Raw genomic sequence first — 14,524 nt, forward strand, 5'->3', positions numbered from 1 at the left:
AGTCTGCCGAGAGTGTTATCCGCCATCTGGTGCGTTTGGGCGCACCAGGGGAAAGTCGGGAGGAACAAAGTCGGGAGAAGTCGGGAGGGACAGCCCCCGATTTCCTCTCAAGCCCAAGCCGCTCGACGCCACCCAGCATTTCGCGCGGCGCCCAGATCATTACAATTCTGTCAGTTTGGCTAACAGAAGAAACCTTGCTCTTGAGACATGGGTCGACTGCATAGCCTGCTTCAGGGCATAGCTGTAAGCCTCCTCATCGCAGGCTATTCGAATCCACAGAGGAGAAGATCCATGAATCAAGATTTCCAGTCGTGTATGGAGGCATGTAGCAACTGCGCTGTTATTTGCGACATGTGTTCTTCTGCCTGCTTAAAAGAAGACGACGTTAAGATGATGGCTCGCTGTATCGAGCTAGACATAGATTGCGCACAAATTTGCCGTATGGCGGCTGCATTCATGGCTCGGGGCAGCGATCATGCTGCAGAATTGTGCCGGGTTTGTGCCCAGGTGTGCCGTGCCTGTGGCGAAGAATGCAAAAAACACAGTGCCGATCACTGCCAGCGTTGTGCCGAAGCTTGCCTCGCCTGTGCGGAGCAATGCGAGAAAATGGCTGCCTGAGTAGTATGGGCGGCCCGTTGACGCGGGGCGGCCGTCTCGACGTGCGCTATTCGGCGCTATTCGGGGACAGACCCCGATTTTTCCCCGATTTTTCCCCGCGATTTTTCCGCAGGTGCCGTCAGCGGTTCAATTCTGCTGGGACGATCTGGATGAGATTGCCACAGGTGTCGTCGAAGATGGCAACGGTAGCCGCCCCCACGGCGGCCGGCGGCCCGGTGAAACGGACGCCGGCCGCGCAAAGCCGGTCGTACTCCGCCTGCAGGTCGTCGACCGCGAAGAAGGTGAAAGGAATGCCGTCCTGCTTGATCGCCGATTTGAACGGCTTGGCCGCGGAGTGGGCATCGGGCTCCAGCAGCAGCTCGATCCCGTTGGGATTACCGGGCGACGTGAGGGTGAGCCAGCGGTGCTCGCCCATGGGGATGTCGTGCTTGAGCTCGAAACCGAGCACGTCCCGGTAGAAGGCCAAGGCCTTCGCCTGCTCGTCGACGAGCACACTGGTTACCGCGATCTTCATGGCCTTTCCTCCATGCGGACTGGAATCCCGTCGTAACCATAGTCTTCCCTGACGCAGCGCCTCAGGAGCGTCTGGTGGAAGGCAGCAGAATCGTCAGGATGCCGAGCAACGGCAGGTAGGAACACAGCTTATACATGTACTCGATGCCATGGATATCCGCCAGGTGCCCGAGCGCGGCGCCGATACCGCCGAAGCCGAACATCAGGCCGAAGAAGACACCGGCGATCATGCCGACATAGTTGGATGTAGCGCTTTGACTCACGTTCGATCATCATCGCTCTAAGCCGGGCCATGAAGCCCGGCAACTAATAAGAAAGGCTTTGATGAGGCGCATGAGCCATAACCATGCAGAACATGTTTCTGAGCGGTAGGAGCCAGATTTTCACGCGGGCGGATCCCTATGAGGTATCCGACTACGTGAACGCTCACGTGGGCTCTCACTCCATCCAACTCCCCTCCCACGGCCGCCCTCAGGCCAGCCTGGAACATCGCAAATTCGCGAGCATGGACTTGTGCCAGCTGAGTTATGGCGGCCGTGTGACGGTCGCCACCACGTCGCTGGATACGATCTACCATCTGCAGATCCTACTGACAGGGCACTGCCAGTGGAGAGGACGCGAAGGCGAGCACCACTTCGTTCCTGGGGAGTTGATGATCATCAATCCGGACGAGCCCGTGGTGCTGACGTACTCGGACGACTGCAAGAAACTAATCATCAAGATGCCGGTGGGGCTGCTCGACAGCAGTTGCCAAGAGAATCACTTGCTGCGACCGGAAGCGGGCATCCGTTTTGCCAGAACCCGCCATAGCCTGCCGGTGCTCGGAGGGTTGGACAGCCTCATTCAGCTACTGTGTGCGGAGGCGGAAAATTCTGCGTTTCCGCCACAGGTCCAAGACTATTACGCAAAGATTCTTTCCAGCAAGCTGCTCAGCCTGCTTCCCCATAATGGTCTAGTGGTGCCGCCGCAGGATCAAAAGTCATCCTTCGACGCGCTGTTGGCCCATATCGAGCAGCACCTGACGCAAGACTTTACTGTCGGACAGATGGCGCGGCTGGCAGGAGTAAGCGAGCGTTCCCTATACGGCCTGTTCGAGCGGTTCACCGCCACTTCTCCGCTGCATTATGTGCGGAGTCGTAAGCTTCACCGTGTTCACTTGCTATTGAGTGATCCGGGCAGCCCTGTTCGCAATGTCACCGAGGTGGCGCTGGACTACGGCTTCCTTAATCCGGGCCGCTTCGCTCAGTCCTACAAGCAGCTGTTCGGCGAATTGCCTTCCCAAACTTACCAACGCTACCGCAGCCCCTTGCAGTAATCGGCTCTTGAATTGCAGCCATCGGCTGTTGGCTATGGCTGACCTTCCATACGCTGGACCCGCCTGTACAAAAATAAGGAGGGTTCATCCCCATGAACAATCAGAGCGATCCCGCCCGCCTGAGTCGTCGCATTGCCGAAGCCGTTGAGGAAGACCCGGTAAGTGGCGCCTTCCGCTGCCGTCGCGACATATTCACCGATCAGGAATTATTCGATCTGGAGCTCAAGCACCTCTTTGAGGGCAACTGGGTTTTCCTTGCCCATGAAAGCCAGATTCCCGAGGTCAACGACTATTTCACCACGACCCTGGGCCGACAGCCTATCGTCATCACGCGTGACAAGCATGGCCATTTGCACGGGATGATCAATGCCTGCGCACACCGCGGTGCTACTCTGTGTCGTCGCAAATACGGCAACAAGCCCGCTTTCACCTGTCCGTTCCACGGCTGGAGCTTCAGTAACTCGGGCAAGCTGCTCAAGGTCAAGGATGCCAAGACCGGTGGATATCCGGAGTCGTTCGACTGCGACGGCTCCCACGACCTGAAGCAGCTTCCGCACTTCGAGAGCTATCGCGGATTCCTCTTTGGCAGCCTAAATGCAGACGTACTGCCACTGACCGAATTTCTGGGCGAAAGCAGGTTGATCATCGACCAGATCGTCGACCAGGCCCCGGAAGGCATTGAAGTGCTGCGTGGCAGTTCGTCTTATGTCTATGACGGCAACTGGAAGCTACAGACCGAAAACGGCGCTGATGGCTACCACGTGAGCACGGTGCACTGGAACTACGTGGCCACCATGGGCCGCCGGAACTACGACGATGGCGGCGTGAAGACCGTTGATGCCAATGGCTGGTCGAAAAGCGTGGGAGGCTCCTACTCCTTCGAGAATGGGCACCTCCTGCTCTGGACCCGCCTGATCAACCCGGAGGTGCGCCCCATCTACGCTCACCGTGCCGCCCTGGTCGCAAAGTTTGGGGAGGTTCGTGCCGATGCCATCGTCAACCAGACACGCAACCTGTGCATCTACCCCAACCTCTATCTGATGGACCAGGTCTCCACGCAGATCCGCGTGGTCCGGCCACTCTCCGTCGACAAGACAGAAGTCACCATCTACTGCTTCGCACCGAAAGGTGAGGATGAACAGACCCGGACGATCCGCATTCGCCAGTACGAAGACTTCTTCAACGTGAGCGGTATGGGTACGCCTGACGACCTGGAGGAGTTCCGCGCAAGCCAGGAAGGCTTCCATGGATTGGCCGCCGAGTGGAACGATCTCAGCCGTGGCGCAACCCGCTGGGTGGAAGGTCCTGACGACAACGCCCGGGCACTGGGCCTGCGCCCGTTGCTCAGCGGCGTCAAGACCGAGGACGAGGGTCTGTTCGTACGCCAGCACGCTTACTGGGCGGAGGCATTACTTGAAGGGTTGAACAAGGATCGCGCCGCTCTGATTGCTTGCGACCGCGGGGAGATTCAAGCATGAACCGTGACATCGCCGAGATCGCAGCGTTTGTTTACTACGAGGCACGTCTGCTGGACGAACGGAAGTGGGATGAGTGGCTGGAGTGCTATGCGTCTCAGGTCGAGTTCTGGCTGCCCTGCTGGGATGACAATGACCAACTTGTGGACGACCCGAGGAAGTGCATTTCCCTGATGTACTACAGCAATCGAGGCGGTCTGGAAGATCGGGTGTTTCGCATTAAGACCGAGCGCTCCGGCGCCAGTACTCCGGAACCCAGGACTACGCACAACATCAGCAACGTGGAAATCCTCAAGCAGGATGAGCATCAAGTCGAGGTCCGCTTCAACTGGCATACCTTGTTCTACCGCTACAAGAAGGTCGGGCAGTACTTCGGTAGTGCGTTCTACACCTTGGACATGCGCGGCGAAGGTCCGCTGATTACCCGGAAGAAGGTCGTGCTCAACAACGACTGCATCCACCAGGTTCTCGATATCTATCACGTCTGAGGTAACCAGAATGAGCTATCGCATCGCACTCAACTTCGAGGACGGCGTGACCCGATTCATTGACTGCAACGCCGGGGAAACCGTCCTGGACGCGGCATATCGGGCCCGCATCAATCTTCCCATGAACTGCTCGGACGGGGTCTGCGGGACCTGCAAATGCCACTGTGAGTCTGGCGACTACGACTTGGGTGACGACTTCATCGAAGAGGCGCTGAGCGAGGACGAGGCCAACGACGGCCTCATCCTGACTTGCCAGATGAAGCCTGAAAGTGACTGCGTCGTGTCCGTGCCGGTCCCCTCTACCGCCTGCAAGACCGACATCACCGGCTTCGAGGCAAGGCTGGTGGAAGTGTTGCCCCTCGAAGAGGCCGCCATCGAACTGACGTTGGAAGCGTCGTCCGGTTCCAGGGCACCAGTCTTTCTGCCAGGTCAGTACGTCAACATTGAAGTGCCGGGTAGCGGCGAGACGAGGGCTTATTCGTTCAGTTCGGCCCCCGGCCTTCCTCGATTCAGCTTCCTGATCAAGCGTGTGCCGGGGGGGGTGATGGGGAACTACCTGGATGCAGCAAGGGAGGGTGAGCAACTGAAGCTGACGGGGCCGCTGGGCAGTTTCTACCTGCGCGAGCCGTCCAGGCCGATCCTGATGCTGGCCGGAGGCACCGGGCTCGCGCCTATGCTCTCAATGCTCGACGTGCTGGCAAGCACCGGTTGCGAAGTACCGGTGAGACTGTTCTATGGCGCCTCGCGCGATCAGGACCTGGTGCTGCTGGATCGATTGGAACAGCTTCGCACCTCGCTGCCGGATTTCGAGTTCCTGACCAGCGTTAGCGCCCCCGATTCGCACCATCCCCGCAAGGGATACGTCACGGATCACCTTTCCCCTTCGGTTCTCAATGACGGCGACGTTGATGTCTACCTGTGCGGCCCGCCGCCCATGGTTGATGCGGTACGGGGTTACCTCGCCGCCAACAACCTGGTCCCGGCTGGTTTCCACTACGAGAAGTTCACTCAGGCACGAACGCTAGCCGCCTGAGTAGCGCGCGTATCAATAACAAGAAAGAGATGAATGCCATGCGAACGATCGACGTAAACGCCCTGATCGACAGGGCACCTATGACTGCGTTCCACTGGCGCGTGCTGTTCTGGTGCGCGTTGATCGTAGTCTTCGATGGATATGACCTCGTCATCTACGGTGTCGTGCTTCCCACGTTGATGCAGGAATGGGGGCTGACCCCTGTTCAAGCGGGAGCAATGGGCAGTTATGCCTTGTTTGGGATGATGCTCGGGGCGCTGACGTTCGGTCCGCTTTCGGATCGCATCGGACGCAAATGGTCGATCACCATTTGTGTCGTTCTGTTCAGCGGTTTCACGGTCCTCAATGGCTTCGCGCAGACGCCGGGCCAGTTCTCCCTGTGCCGCTTCCTCGCTGGGCTGGGCATCGGTGGCGTGATGCCCAATGTCGTTGCGCTGATGAATGAGTACTCGCCGAAGAAGGTGCGCAGCACGCTGGTGGCCGTGATGTTCAGCGGTTACTCGGTGGGCGGTATGCTTTCGGCGGGGCTGGGGATCGCCCTGCTGCCCAGGTTCGGTTGGCAGTCAGTTTTCTGGCTGGCGGTCATCCCGCTGCTGTTGCTGCCGTTGATTCTTCGATTTCTGCCCGAGTCGGTCGGCTTCATGGTGCGGCAGGGACGGACAGCGGAAGCACAGGCGGTCCTGGAGCGCATCGCGCCCAGCTACCAGCGCCAGAACGATGACCTGCTGGAGCTTTCTGCCGGCTCCCGGCAAGGGGCGGCAGTGCCTCAGTTGTTTCACCAGGGACGGGCTCTTAACACCCTGATGTTCTGGATAACCTTCTTCTGCTGCTTGCTGATGTCTTATGCGCTGAGCTCCTGGCTGCCGAAGCTGATGAACAATGCCGGCTACGGCTTCGACTCCAGCCTCAGGTTCCTCCTGGTGTTGAACGTCGGCGCGATCATCGGCGCGGTAGGTGGGGGCTGGCTGGGAGATCGCTTGCAGCTCTCGCGGGTTCTGGTGGTGTTTTTCATGGTCGCTGCGCTTTGCATCAGCCTGATGGGGTTCCACAGCCCTCAGTGGGTCTTGTACATCCTCGTCGCGATCACCGGTGCCACCACTATCGGCGCGCAGATTCTAGCCTATGCATGCGTCGCGCAGTTCTACCCGATGTCGATCCGCTCGACTGGAATCGGTTGGGCCTCGGGAATCGGCCGTATCGGCGCCATCATCGGTCCGCTGCTGGGCGGGGCCTTGCTGGCGCTACAACTCCCCCTGCACCTCAACTTCATGGCCTTTGCGATCCCCGGCGCCCTCGCCGCGGTAGCCATGTGCTTCGTCGGTACGCAGGTGCCGGAAAAGAGGAGCTCCCTGGCTCTCTCCACAGACGCCTGAAGCTGAACCCGTCCGCTGCATTCTCGTGAAATAACAACTAGAGATCACGACTCATGACTCATCAATCAATGGCCATCGTGCTGTTGTCGGTTCCGCTCGCCCTGGCGATACCTGTCGCAAGCAATGCGGGGACGTCAGAAGGATTTATGAACGGTTCCAGTGCCACTCTGACAACGCGTAACTACTTTTTCAGCCGGGACTTTTCCGACATTGCCGGAAGCAATCAGCAGTCGAAGGCTCAGGAATGGGCCCAAGGCTTCATTCTGGACTTCAAGTCAGGCTTCACACCTGGGACATTGGGGGTCGGGCTGGATGCCCAGGGCCTACTGGGAATCAAACTCGACAGTAGCCCTGACAGGGTAAATACAGGGTTGCTTCCCGTACATGGAGATGGGAAGGCTGCTGACGACTACAGCCGTATCGGGGTCGCAGCTAAGGTCCGTTACCGGAAGACAGAGTTACGCTTCGGCGATCTCCAGCCCAACCTCCCGATCTTGATGTTCAGCGACGTCCGCCTACTGCCGCCTAGCTACCAAGGAGTCAGTATCACCTCTCAGGAGGTCAATGGATTGACCTTCCAAGCGGGACACCTGAACTCAACCCACCTGCGCAATGAGGGGGGCGACGAGAGAATTCAGGCCGTCCTGGGACACTTGCCGCAACGGCAGGTAAACAGTGACGGATTCAATTACGTTGGTGGCGACTATGTCTTTGATGACAAGCGGACCAGCATCAGCACCTGGTTGGGCCAACTCGAAGACATCTATCGCCAAGGATTCCTGGGGCTGAAACATAACCGCCCCATAGGCGACTGGACAGCCGCATTGAACCTTGGATACTTCAATGCTCGTGAAGATGGTGACCGGCTGCTGGGCGATATCGACAACCAGGCCTTGTTCTCCGTTCTTTCGTTCAAGCGCGGTGGACACACCCTGAGCGTAGGTTACCAGGCGATGTGCGGAGATAGCCCGTTCCCACGCGTCTTCTCCAACATCAGCCCCTTGGGTAACGAAACGCCAACGTACGAGTTCGCTTTTACCGACGAGCGCTCCTGGCAAGTACGTCACGAGTACGATTTTGCCGCATTGGGCCTCCCCGGCCTGAACACGTCTCTTCGCTGGATCCAGGGGAGCAATGTGGATACGGGCAAGGGCTATGAAGGACGGGAGCATGAAAGGGATATCGATGTGGCGTATGTCGTCCAGAGCGGAGCGCTGAAGGGCCTCGGTTTTCGTCTGCGTAACGCCATGGCACGCTCGAACTATCGCAGCGACGTGCATGAAAATCGCCTGATCTTCACGTACAGCTGGAAGCTGCTTTAGCCGATCTCCACGGGCATCGATTGCTGCTCGATTGATGACAACAATGGATGCCCGTCGCTCGCTAGCACGAGGAAAAGCAGATGAAGATTTCCACCTATCTCACCTTCGGCAGTCAGGCCCGCGAGGCCTTCACCTTTTATCAACAGGTGCTGGGCGGCACGCTGGAACTGTTCAGCTTCGGCGAGGCGCCGGACGCCGAGCAGTTTCCTGCCGAGTACCACGATCGCGTCATGCATGTCTGCCTGAGCCTGGGCGATTTCCGCCTGATGGCTTCGGACACGCTGCCCGGCGAGTTCTGCGGCGGCGCGCCCTATGAAGGCATCAAGGGCTGCTCGATCAGTCTCCATCCTGGCGTCGTCGCCGAAGGCGAGCGCCTGTTCGCTGCGCTGTCCGAGGGCGGACAGGTCGTGATGCCACTGGAGAAAACCTTCTGGGCCGAGCGCTTCGGCATGTTCACCGACCGTTTCGGTGTGTCCTGGATGGTCAACTGCGAGCGGCCATGAACTTGGGGCTCGGCGCAGCAGGTCCATGTTCAGTGTCGAATGCCGTGCGCCATACTGGCGCGAGAACGATTTCTGGAGAAATACCTGGACCTGCTCTTCTCGACCTCCTTCGGCACCCCCATCAAGGCCCGTAATGTCAGCGGGCTGGCGCTACAGCGAGACACCGGCAAGGGGCAGTACCTGATCGATTGCGACGAGGGCACCCAGCACCGCCTGTTGCGCCCTTTAAGGCGAAAAAAATAGAGTCAGCCCCCCATTACCCCGGCCCCGCTATCCGCCTATATTCTGCTCACCCAACCGTTTCCCTTTCTCCCCGGAGCCTCGGCATGACCCTCATGACCTTCGTCTACCTGATCGGTGGTCTTATCCTGTTGGTGATTGGCGCGGAGGTGCTGGTGCGTGGCGCCGCCAAGCTCGCCGCGCAATTCGGCATCCCGCCGTTGGTCGTGGGGCTTACGGTGGTGGCGTTCGGCACCAGCGCGCCGGAGACGGCGGTGAGCGTTCAGGCGGCGCTGGACGGCAGTGGCGATCTCGCCATCGGCAACGTGGTTGGCAGCAACATCGGCAACGTTCTGTTCATCCTCGGCCTGACCGCGTTGATCGCGCCGTTGGTGGTGTCGCGTCAGCTGATTCGCCTGGACGTGCCGATCATGATCGGCGCCAGCCTGCTCACCCTCGCGCTCGCCTGGGACGGAGCGCTGAGTCGTTTCGATGGGGCGATCCTGTTTGCCGGCATCCTTGCCTATACCGCCTTCCTGATCATCAGCAGTCGTCGCGACAAGGCCGCGGCTGACGACGAGTTCGAAAAGGAGTACGGCCAGCACGAGGCGCCCCGACCCCATGCCTGGATGATCAATACGCTGCTGGTGCTGGTGGGCCTGGCACTGCTGGTCGGCGGCGCGCACTTTCTGGTCGAGGGCGCGGTGGGGCTCGCGCGGGCGCTCGGCCTGTCGGAACTGGTGATCGGACTGACCGTGGTGGCGATTGGCACTTCGCTGCCTGAACTGGCCACCTCGGTGCTCGCGGCGATCCGGGGTGAGCGGGACATCGCGGTGGGCAACATCGTCGGCAGCAACATCTTCAACCTGCTCTGCGTGCTGGGCCTGGCCTCGCTGGTGTCGCCCGAGGCGATCGTGGTGTCGGCCAACGCTCTGGCCTTCGACATCCCGGTGATGATCGGCGTGGCGTTGGCCTGCCTGCCGATCTTCTTCACCGGTTACAGCATCGCGCGTTGGGAGGGGCTGGTATTTCTTGCCTACTACGCCGCCTACACCACCTATTTGATCCTCTCCACATCCGCTGAAACAGTGTTCGCTGACCGCCTGGGGCACGCCATGCTTGGCTACGTTCTGCCGCTGACGGCGGTGACCCTGCTGGTCCTGGCGGCGCAGGCCTGGCGCCGCCAGCAATCTACATGAAGCCGATCCACCGCCCGGCCAGCACCACGCCCAGCCATATCGCCAGTGACAACCCGGCATGCACCCGCAGGGCGGGCGTGACCTCGGCATCGGAGGGCGAGCGCCAGTCCCGGCGGGCATGCGTCATGACCACATTGACCAGTCCAAGGCCGATCAGCACCAGCTTCCAGCGGAAGGCGAGGTTGTCCACGTAGGTGGGGGCGTTCACCGAGAACAGCCACAGGCCGGTGAGGATGGCCAGGCCCAGGCCCCAGCCGGCCATGCGGGACAGGAAGGGGCCAATGGCCTGCAGGGGCACGCCCCGGCAAAGGCCGAGCACCCGCAGGTCCAGCGAGACGATGGTGCCGATCAGCAGCCCGAGCGAGGCGATGTGGGCGGCGTTGACCAGCAGGTAGACCAGGCTGGAGCCCCGCAGGAACGCAGCCGGCGGCAGCTCCGAGAGCAGGGTCCAGATATCCGGGCTCACCGGTCAGGGCTGGATGCGCTCGGGGTAGATGTCGTAGGTCCTGTCGCCGACGGTCAGCTGGACCGCTTTCATCCGCTTCTCGCCGCGATCTTTGGAGCGGTTCCCCACGGCGGTGATCCTGTCGCCCGGTTGCGCCGAGCCCTCGACGAACCCAGCGCGCTCGGTACCGCGCGGGTTGCCCAGTTCAACGCGCCAGGTACCGTCGTCCTCGGTCTCGATTTCCAGCCAGGGGTGGGGCGGTGCGATCTGTACGCGCTCGACGGTGCCGGTCAGCTCGATCTGCTCGGCCTCGGCCCAGGACCAGCCGTGATGGGCCATGGCATGGGCGGCGAACAGGCATGCCAGCAGCAGGGCAGCCAGGGATGGGATGCGCAATGAACGGTGCGTCATATCGGTACCCTCTAAATGGGGACAACCCTCTAAATGGAACCCGCTAAAGGGTGAAATGGGGGGACAGACCCCGATTTTTCCCGATTTTTTAGTCATCGCCTTGCAGATCCGCGATCAGCGCCTCCATTTCGGCGATTTCACGACGCTGGGCCTCGATGATCTCGTCGGCCAGTTGGCGCACCCGTGGGTCGCTGATCTGGGCGCGTTCGCTGGTCATGATGGCGATGGAATGATGTGGAATCATCGCTTTCATGTAGTCGACCTGATCGACGGTGGTCTGGCTGCGGACGAGCCAGAGGCAGAGCGCGAAGATCATCACGCTGCCGACGTAAATGGCCAGGTTCAGCGCTTTGTTCATGTACATGTTGAGCATGAAGCTGAGCATGATCACTGCCATCACCGCGCCCATCAGCAGTGCCATCCAGGCGCGGGTTTCACTCCAGCGCACATGTTCGATGCTGTAGGTGTTCAGGTACATGACACCGAACATGACGACGGTGGAGGTGGCGATCATGGCGGCGAAGCGCCAATAGCGCATGTGCATGGGCGAACTCCCGGTCTGGATGGGGCCGACACCGTCGGGGGTCTGCTGGGGGAGCCGCGGCGGCGGTCGGCGTCAGGGCCTTTCGATGGAGACTGGTGAGGCGGGCGATCGGTTCAACCGCGATCGGCATTGCCTCGCATGGCGCCGGACCCTGGCCCGTGTGAGAATCCCGACCTTGTCTGTTGGTGATGGAGGGGCGCGTGCTGGATTCCCAATCGACGCTGGCCGCGCTGCTGGCAGCGCCCGTGCGACCGGGTCGTCTCATGTGGATCGGCCTGCGCCCGGCGCGGGGCGCGCCGATGCAGGCGGTGCAGCGGGTGCGTGCATTGACCGCGCAGGGGCTGGAGGGCGATCGCTACCGCACCAGCAGCAACGGCAAGCGCCAGGTGACCCTGATCCAGGCCGAGGATCTGGCCGCCATCGCCAGTTATCTGGGGCGCGATGAGGTCCTGGCCGGCGAGGTGCGGCGAAACCTGCTCACCCGGGGGATCAACCTGCTGGCGCTGAAGGGCAAGCGCTTCCGCGTCGGCGAGGCGCTGCTCGAATACAGCGGCGAGTGCCACCCTTGTTCGAAAATGGAGACGCTGTTCGGTACCGGCGGCTACAACGCTATGCGCGGGCACGGCGGCATCACCGCACGCATCCTCGAAGACGGCCTGATTTGCTTGGGCGATGCCGTCGAGGTGCTGCCGGGCTGACGGCCGGCCCGGTCAGCCGTCTTCGCCGTCGCCCAGTTCGGTCAGCCGGTTCTCGAAGGCGGGCGCTGCATAGATACCCGTTTCCACCGCCAGCGCCTGCAGTCGCGGCAGGTCGCGGGTGTAGATCAGCACCATCTGCAAACCCTCTTCGAGCGGTTCGCCGAATTCCACCAGCTCGTAGCCGTCGGTCTTCGGATACAGCGCGCTCAGTTGGGCGTGGATCCGCTCGAGCGCGTCGAGCAGTTCAAGGCCGGTCAGTGCCTCGGGCGGGAGCGCCAGATTGGCCGGCTGCTCCGGGCCGAAGGAGTTGATGATCTTTCGATACAGCTCATCGGCCTGCTGAGCCTGAAACAGGACATTGTCCGGCAGGTTGTCGAGCAGCACCCATTCGCCCAGGGACTGGCGGCTGCCTTCTTCGTAGCCGTTGCCCAAATGACTGGCGAGGTAGGCCTGCGGATCGGCATAGGCGAGGGCCGCCTCGTCGGCGATCCGCTCGATGTCACGCTCATCAAGGGCGCCTGAGCTGATCAGGGTGATTAGTTCCACCAGTTGCTGTTTCATCGAGGACTCCTGTCTGTGCAGGGAAAGGTACCTCTGAGTCTAATCGGTAAATCGTGGCAGGCATGCTCGCAGGGGTGACTGGCCGTTTCTGGCGCGCGTTTGGCCCCCTGCGCGAGCCCTGTGCCAGGGCGGCGGCCCCGCCAGGCGCGGCGCATCCTCCGGCGGGACGAGGCTCAGATGGCCACCAGTTTCTGCACGCCCTCGGCTTCCATGTTCGCCCCGCGGCCCTGCTGGATGATCTCGCCGCGGCTCATCACCAGGTACTGGTCGGCCAGCTCGGCGGCGAAGTCGTAGAACTGCTCCACCAGGAGGATAGCCATGTCGCCACCGGCGGCGAGCTTCTTGATCACGACGCCGATCTCCTTGATCACCGAGGGCTGGATGCCTTCGGTGGGCTCGTCGAGGATCAGTAGGCGGGGACGGGTCGCCAGGGCGCGGCCAATCGCCAGTTGCTGCTGCTGACCGCCGGAGAGGTCGCCGCCGCGGCGGTGCTTCATCTCCTGCAGCACCGGGAACAGCTCGTAGATGAACCCCGGCACCTCCTTCGCCTCGCGGGCGCTGAAGCGCGACAGGCCCATCAGCAGGTTCTCCTCCACCGTCAGTCGCGGAAAGATCTCCCGCCCCTGGGGCACATAGGCGATGCCGGACTGCACGCGCTGGTGGGGCTTGTAGCCGGTGATGGCCTTGCCCTCCCAGTTCACCTGGCCGTCCTTTGCCGGAATCAGGCCCATCAGGCACTTGAGCAGGGTGGTCTTGCCCACCCCGTTACGGCCCAGCAGGCAGGTCACCTCACCGATCTTCGCCTCGAAGGAGACGCCGCGGAGAATGTGGCTGCCGCCATAGAATTGATGCAATTTCTCGACTTGGAGCATGTTTCCCTCGGAAGCCGCTGTTATTGGTAGCCGCTGGATGCCAACCGAAGCTGGGCGAAAAGCAGCGCGGAGCCGCCTTCGCGCTTTTCCCAGCCTTCGGCCTTCTGCGCGCTTATCGTTCTTGGGGCCGCTAGCGGCCGAGGTACACCTCGATCACCCGCTCATTCGCCTGCACCTGCTCCAGGCTTCCCTCCGCCAGCACCTGCCCCTGGTGGAGCACGGTGACATGGTCAGCGATGGAGCCGACGAAGCCCATGTCGTGCTCGACCACCATCAGCGAGTGCTTGCCGGCGAGGCCTTTGAAGAGTTCGGCGGTGAATTCGGTTTCGGCGTCGGTCATGCCGGCCACCGGTTCGTCCAGCAGCAGCAGGGCAGGGTCCTGGACCAGCAGCATGCCGATCTCGAGAAACTGCTTCTGCCCGTGGGACAGCAGGCCGGCCGGGCGCTGGCGCTCGTGGCCGAGGCGGATGGTGGCGAGTACCTCGTCGATGCGGTCGCGCTGTTCGCCGCGCAGCTTCGCCCGCAGGCTGGCCCACACCGACTTGTCGGTCTTCTGGGCCAGTTCCAGGTTCTCGAACACGCTCAGCGCCTCGAACACCGTGGGCTTCTGAAACTTGCGGCCGATGCCGGCCTGGGCGATCTCCACCTCGCTCATCCCGGTCAGGTCCAGGGTCTCGCCAAAGTAGGCGGTGCCGCTCTTGGGCCGGGTCTTGCCCGTGATCACGTCCATCAAGGTGGTCTTTCCGGCGCCGTTGGGGCCGATCACGCAGCGCAGTTCGCCGACGCCGATATACAGCGTCAGGTCGGTCAGCGCCTTGAAGCCGTCGAAGCTGACGTTGATGTCTTCCAGGGTCAGGATGGTGCCGTGGGGGGTGTTCAAGCCCTTGCTGGCGCCACGGCGGGCGCCGATGGCGTCGTGAATTTTGCCCATCTCG

Annotated in this window: 18 protein-coding genes and 1 pseudogene; 11 read left to right on the top strand and 8 right to left on the bottom strand. The window is 61.4% G+C overall.

Annotated elements, in window-relative coordinates; all coding sequences use genetic code 11:
* Window positions 1–291: 291 nt before the first annotated feature.
* Window positions 292–618: a four-helix bundle copper-binding protein gene (locus ACFOMF_RS12945; protein ID WP_386365458.1), complete on the top strand. Its 327-nt coding sequence runs from the start codon at window positions 292–294 to the stop codon at window positions 616–618.
* A gap of 118 nt (window positions 619–736) precedes the next feature.
* Here ACFOMF_RS12945 and ACFOMF_RS12950 read toward each other — a convergent pair whose 3' ends face one another.
* Window positions 737–1,132, bottom strand: coding sequence for a VOC family protein (locus tag ACFOMF_RS12950; protein ID WP_386365460.1), 396 nt, complete (start codon window positions 1,130–1,132; stop codon window positions 737–739).
* A 61-nt stretch (window positions 1,133–1,193) separates the two neighbouring features.
* Window positions 1,194–1,394, bottom strand: coding sequence for a hypothetical protein (locus ACFOMF_RS12955; RefSeq protein WP_386365462.1), 201 nt, complete (start codon window positions 1,392–1,394; stop codon window positions 1,194–1,196).
* A gap of 83 nt (window positions 1,395–1,477) precedes the next feature.
* On the opposite strand from ACFOMF_RS12955, the gene ACFOMF_RS12960 reads away from it, so the two are divergent.
* The 9 genes and pseudogenes from ACFOMF_RS12960 (at window position 1,478) to ACFOMF_RS13000 (ending at window position 10,058) form a co-directional block, all read left to right on the top strand.
* A complete protein-coding gene (locus ACFOMF_RS12960; protein WP_386365464.1) occupies window positions 1,478–2,446 on the top strand; it encodes an AraC family transcriptional regulator in 969 nt (322 codons plus the stop codon).
* Between the two features lie 92 nt (window positions 2,447–2,538).
* The gene (locus tag ACFOMF_RS12965) at window positions 2,539–3,924 is read left to right on the top strand and encodes a Rieske 2Fe-2S domain-containing protein (protein WP_386365466.1); all 1,386 of its coding nucleotides are present in this window, start codon (window positions 2,539–2,541) and stop codon (window positions 3,922–3,924) included.
* A complete protein-coding gene (benB, locus tag ACFOMF_RS12970) occupies window positions 3,921–4,409 on the top strand; it encodes a benzoate 1,2-dioxygenase small subunit (protein WP_386365468.1) in 489 nt (162 codons plus the stop codon). Before ACFOMF_RS12965 ends, benB begins: the two co-directional genes overlap by 4 nt.
* A gap of 10 nt (window positions 4,410–4,419) precedes the next feature.
* Window positions 4,420–5,442: a benzoate 1,2-dioxygenase electron transfer component BenC gene (gene benC, locus ACFOMF_RS12975; protein ID WP_386365470.1), complete on the top strand. Its 1,023-nt coding sequence runs from the start codon at window positions 4,420–4,422 to the stop codon at window positions 5,440–5,442.
* A gap of 38 nt (window positions 5,443–5,480) precedes the next feature.
* On the top strand, window positions 5,481–6,815 hold the full coding sequence (locus ACFOMF_RS12980; RefSeq protein ID WP_386365472.1) for an MFS transporter: 1,335 nt from the start codon (window positions 5,481–5,483) through the stop codon (window positions 6,813–6,815).
* Window positions 6,816–6,883: 68 nt separating this feature from the next.
* Window positions 6,884–8,137 (top strand): OprD family porin, encoded by a 1,254-nt coding sequence (locus ACFOMF_RS12985; protein WP_386365839.1) that lies wholly within the window; start codon window positions 6,884–6,886, stop codon window positions 8,135–8,137.
* Window positions 8,138–8,217: 80 nt separating this feature from the next.
* A complete protein-coding gene (locus tag ACFOMF_RS12990; protein ID WP_386365474.1) occupies window positions 8,218–8,640 on the top strand; it encodes a VOC family protein in 423 nt (140 codons plus the stop codon).
* Between the two features lie 84 nt (window positions 8,641–8,724).
* Window positions 8,725–8,862, top strand: a pseudogene (locus tag ACFOMF_RS12995) (MBL fold metallo-hydrolase); the annotation flags it as partial.
* Window positions 8,863–8,966: 104 nt separating this feature from the next.
* A complete protein-coding gene (locus ACFOMF_RS13000) occupies window positions 8,967–10,058 on the top strand; it encodes a calcium/sodium antiporter (RefSeq protein WP_386365476.1) in 1,092 nt (363 codons plus the stop codon).
* On the opposite strand, the gene ACFOMF_RS13005 is transcribed toward ACFOMF_RS13000, so the two are convergent.
* The 3 genes from ACFOMF_RS13005 to ACFOMF_RS13015 form a co-directional block, all read right to left on the bottom strand.
* A complete protein-coding gene (locus ACFOMF_RS13005) occupies window positions 10,051–10,524 on the bottom strand; it encodes a DUF2214 domain-containing protein (protein WP_386365478.1) in 474 nt (157 codons plus the stop codon). The two genes, ACFOMF_RS13000 and ACFOMF_RS13005, sit on opposite strands and share 8 nt — an antisense overlap.
* A gap of 3 nt (window positions 10,525–10,527) precedes the next feature.
* A complete protein-coding gene (locus ACFOMF_RS13010; protein ID WP_386365481.1) occupies window positions 10,528–10,914 on the bottom strand; it encodes a DUF6152 family protein in 387 nt (128 codons plus the stop codon).
* A gap of 88 nt (window positions 10,915–11,002) precedes the next feature.
* Window positions 11,003–11,458 carry a DUF305 domain-containing protein gene (locus tag ACFOMF_RS13015; RefSeq protein ID WP_386365483.1) on the bottom strand — a complete coding sequence of 152 codons (456 nt, stop codon included), beginning with the start codon at window positions 11,456–11,458 and terminating at the stop codon, window positions 11,003–11,005.
* 200 nt (window positions 11,459–11,658) lie between these two features.
* Here ACFOMF_RS13015 and ACFOMF_RS13020 point away from each other — a divergent pair, with 200 nt between their 5' ends.
* Window positions 11,659–12,156 (top strand): MOSC domain-containing protein, encoded by a 498-nt coding sequence (locus ACFOMF_RS13020; RefSeq protein WP_386365485.1) that lies wholly within the window; start codon window positions 11,659–11,661, stop codon window positions 12,154–12,156.
* A gap of 12 nt (window positions 12,157–12,168) precedes the next feature.
* On the opposite strand, the gene ACFOMF_RS13025 is transcribed toward ACFOMF_RS13020, so the two are convergent.
* The 3 genes from ACFOMF_RS13025 to urtD all read right to left on the bottom strand — a co-directional run bounded on the left by ACFOMF_RS13025 (window position 12,169) and on the right by urtD (window position 14,520).
* Complete coding sequence (locus ACFOMF_RS13025) at window positions 12,169–12,717, bottom strand: hypothetical protein (RefSeq protein ID WP_386365487.1); 549 nt, start codon at window positions 12,715–12,717, stop codon at window positions 12,169–12,171.
* A 173-nt stretch (window positions 12,718–12,890) separates the two neighbouring features.
* Window positions 12,891–13,589, bottom strand: a complete 699-nt coding sequence (gene urtE, locus ACFOMF_RS13030; protein ID WP_386365490.1) for an urea ABC transporter ATP-binding subunit UrtE — start codon at window positions 13,587–13,589, stop codon at window positions 12,891–12,893.
* Window positions 13,590–13,719: 130 nt separating this feature from the next.
* Window positions 13,720–14,520: an urea ABC transporter ATP-binding protein UrtD gene (gene urtD, locus ACFOMF_RS13035; RefSeq protein WP_386365841.1), complete on the bottom strand. Its 801-nt coding sequence runs from the start codon at window positions 14,518–14,520 to the stop codon at window positions 13,720–13,722.
* Window positions 14,521–14,524 lie beyond the last annotated feature (4 nt).

The sequence above is a fragment of the Stutzerimonas tarimensis genome (genome assembly GCF_042648805.1).
Classification (GTDB): domain Bacteria; phylum Pseudomonadota; class Gammaproteobacteria; order Pseudomonadales; family Pseudomonadaceae; genus Azomonas; species Azomonas tarimensis.

Bases quoted from the DNA above. Each gene is read 5' to 3' on its own strand.
- ACFOMF_RS12945 (WP_386365458.1), top strand. From the start codon at position 292: ATGAATCAAGATTTCCAGTCGTGTATGGAGGCATGTAGCAACTGCGCT.
- ACFOMF_RS12950 (WP_386365460.1), bottom strand. From the start codon at position 1,132: ATGAAGATCGCGGTAACCAGTGTGCTCGTCGACGAGCAGGCGAAGGCC.
- ACFOMF_RS12960 (WP_386365464.1), top strand. From the start codon at position 1,478: ATGCAGAACATGTTTCTGAGCGGTAGGAGCCAGATTTTCACGCGGGCG.
- ACFOMF_RS12965 (WP_386365466.1), top strand. From the start codon at position 2,539: ATGAACAATCAGAGCGATCCCGCCCGCCTGAGTCGTCGCATTGCCGAA.
- benB (WP_386365468.1), top strand. From the start codon at position 3,921: ATGAACCGTGACATCGCCGAGATCGCAGCGTTTGTTTACTACGAGGCA.
- benC (WP_386365470.1), top strand. From the start codon at position 4,420: ATGAGCTATCGCATCGCACTCAACTTCGAGGACGGCGTGACCCGATTC.
- ACFOMF_RS12980 (WP_386365472.1), top strand. From the start codon at position 5,481: ATGCGAACGATCGACGTAAACGCCCTGATCGACAGGGCACCTATGACT.
- ACFOMF_RS12985 (WP_386365839.1), top strand. From the start codon at position 6,884: ATGGCCATCGTGCTGTTGTCGGTTCCGCTCGCCCTGGCGATACCTGTC.
- ACFOMF_RS12990 (WP_386365474.1), top strand. From the start codon at position 8,218: ATGAAGATTTCCACCTATCTCACCTTCGGCAGTCAGGCCCGCGAGGCC.
- ACFOMF_RS13000 (WP_386365476.1), top strand. From the start codon at position 8,967: ATGACCCTCATGACCTTCGTCTACCTGATCGGTGGTCTTATCCTGTTG.
- ACFOMF_RS13010 (WP_386365481.1), bottom strand. From the start codon at position 10,914: ATGACGCACCGTTCATTGCGCATCCCATCCCTGGCTGCCCTGCTGCTG.
- ACFOMF_RS13015 (WP_386365483.1), bottom strand. From the start codon at position 11,458: ATGCACATGCGCTATTGGCGCTTCGCCGCCATGATCGCCACCTCCACC.
- ACFOMF_RS13025 (WP_386365487.1), bottom strand. From the start codon at position 12,717: ATGAAACAGCAACTGGTGGAACTAATCACCCTGATCAGCTCAGGCGCC.
- urtE (WP_386365490.1), bottom strand. From the start codon at position 13,589: ATGCTCCAAGTCGAGAAATTGCATCAATTCTATGGCGGCAGCCACATT.
- urtD (WP_386365841.1), bottom strand. From the start codon at position 14,520: ATGGGCAAAATTCACGACGCCATCGGCGCCCGCCGTGGCGCCAGCAAG.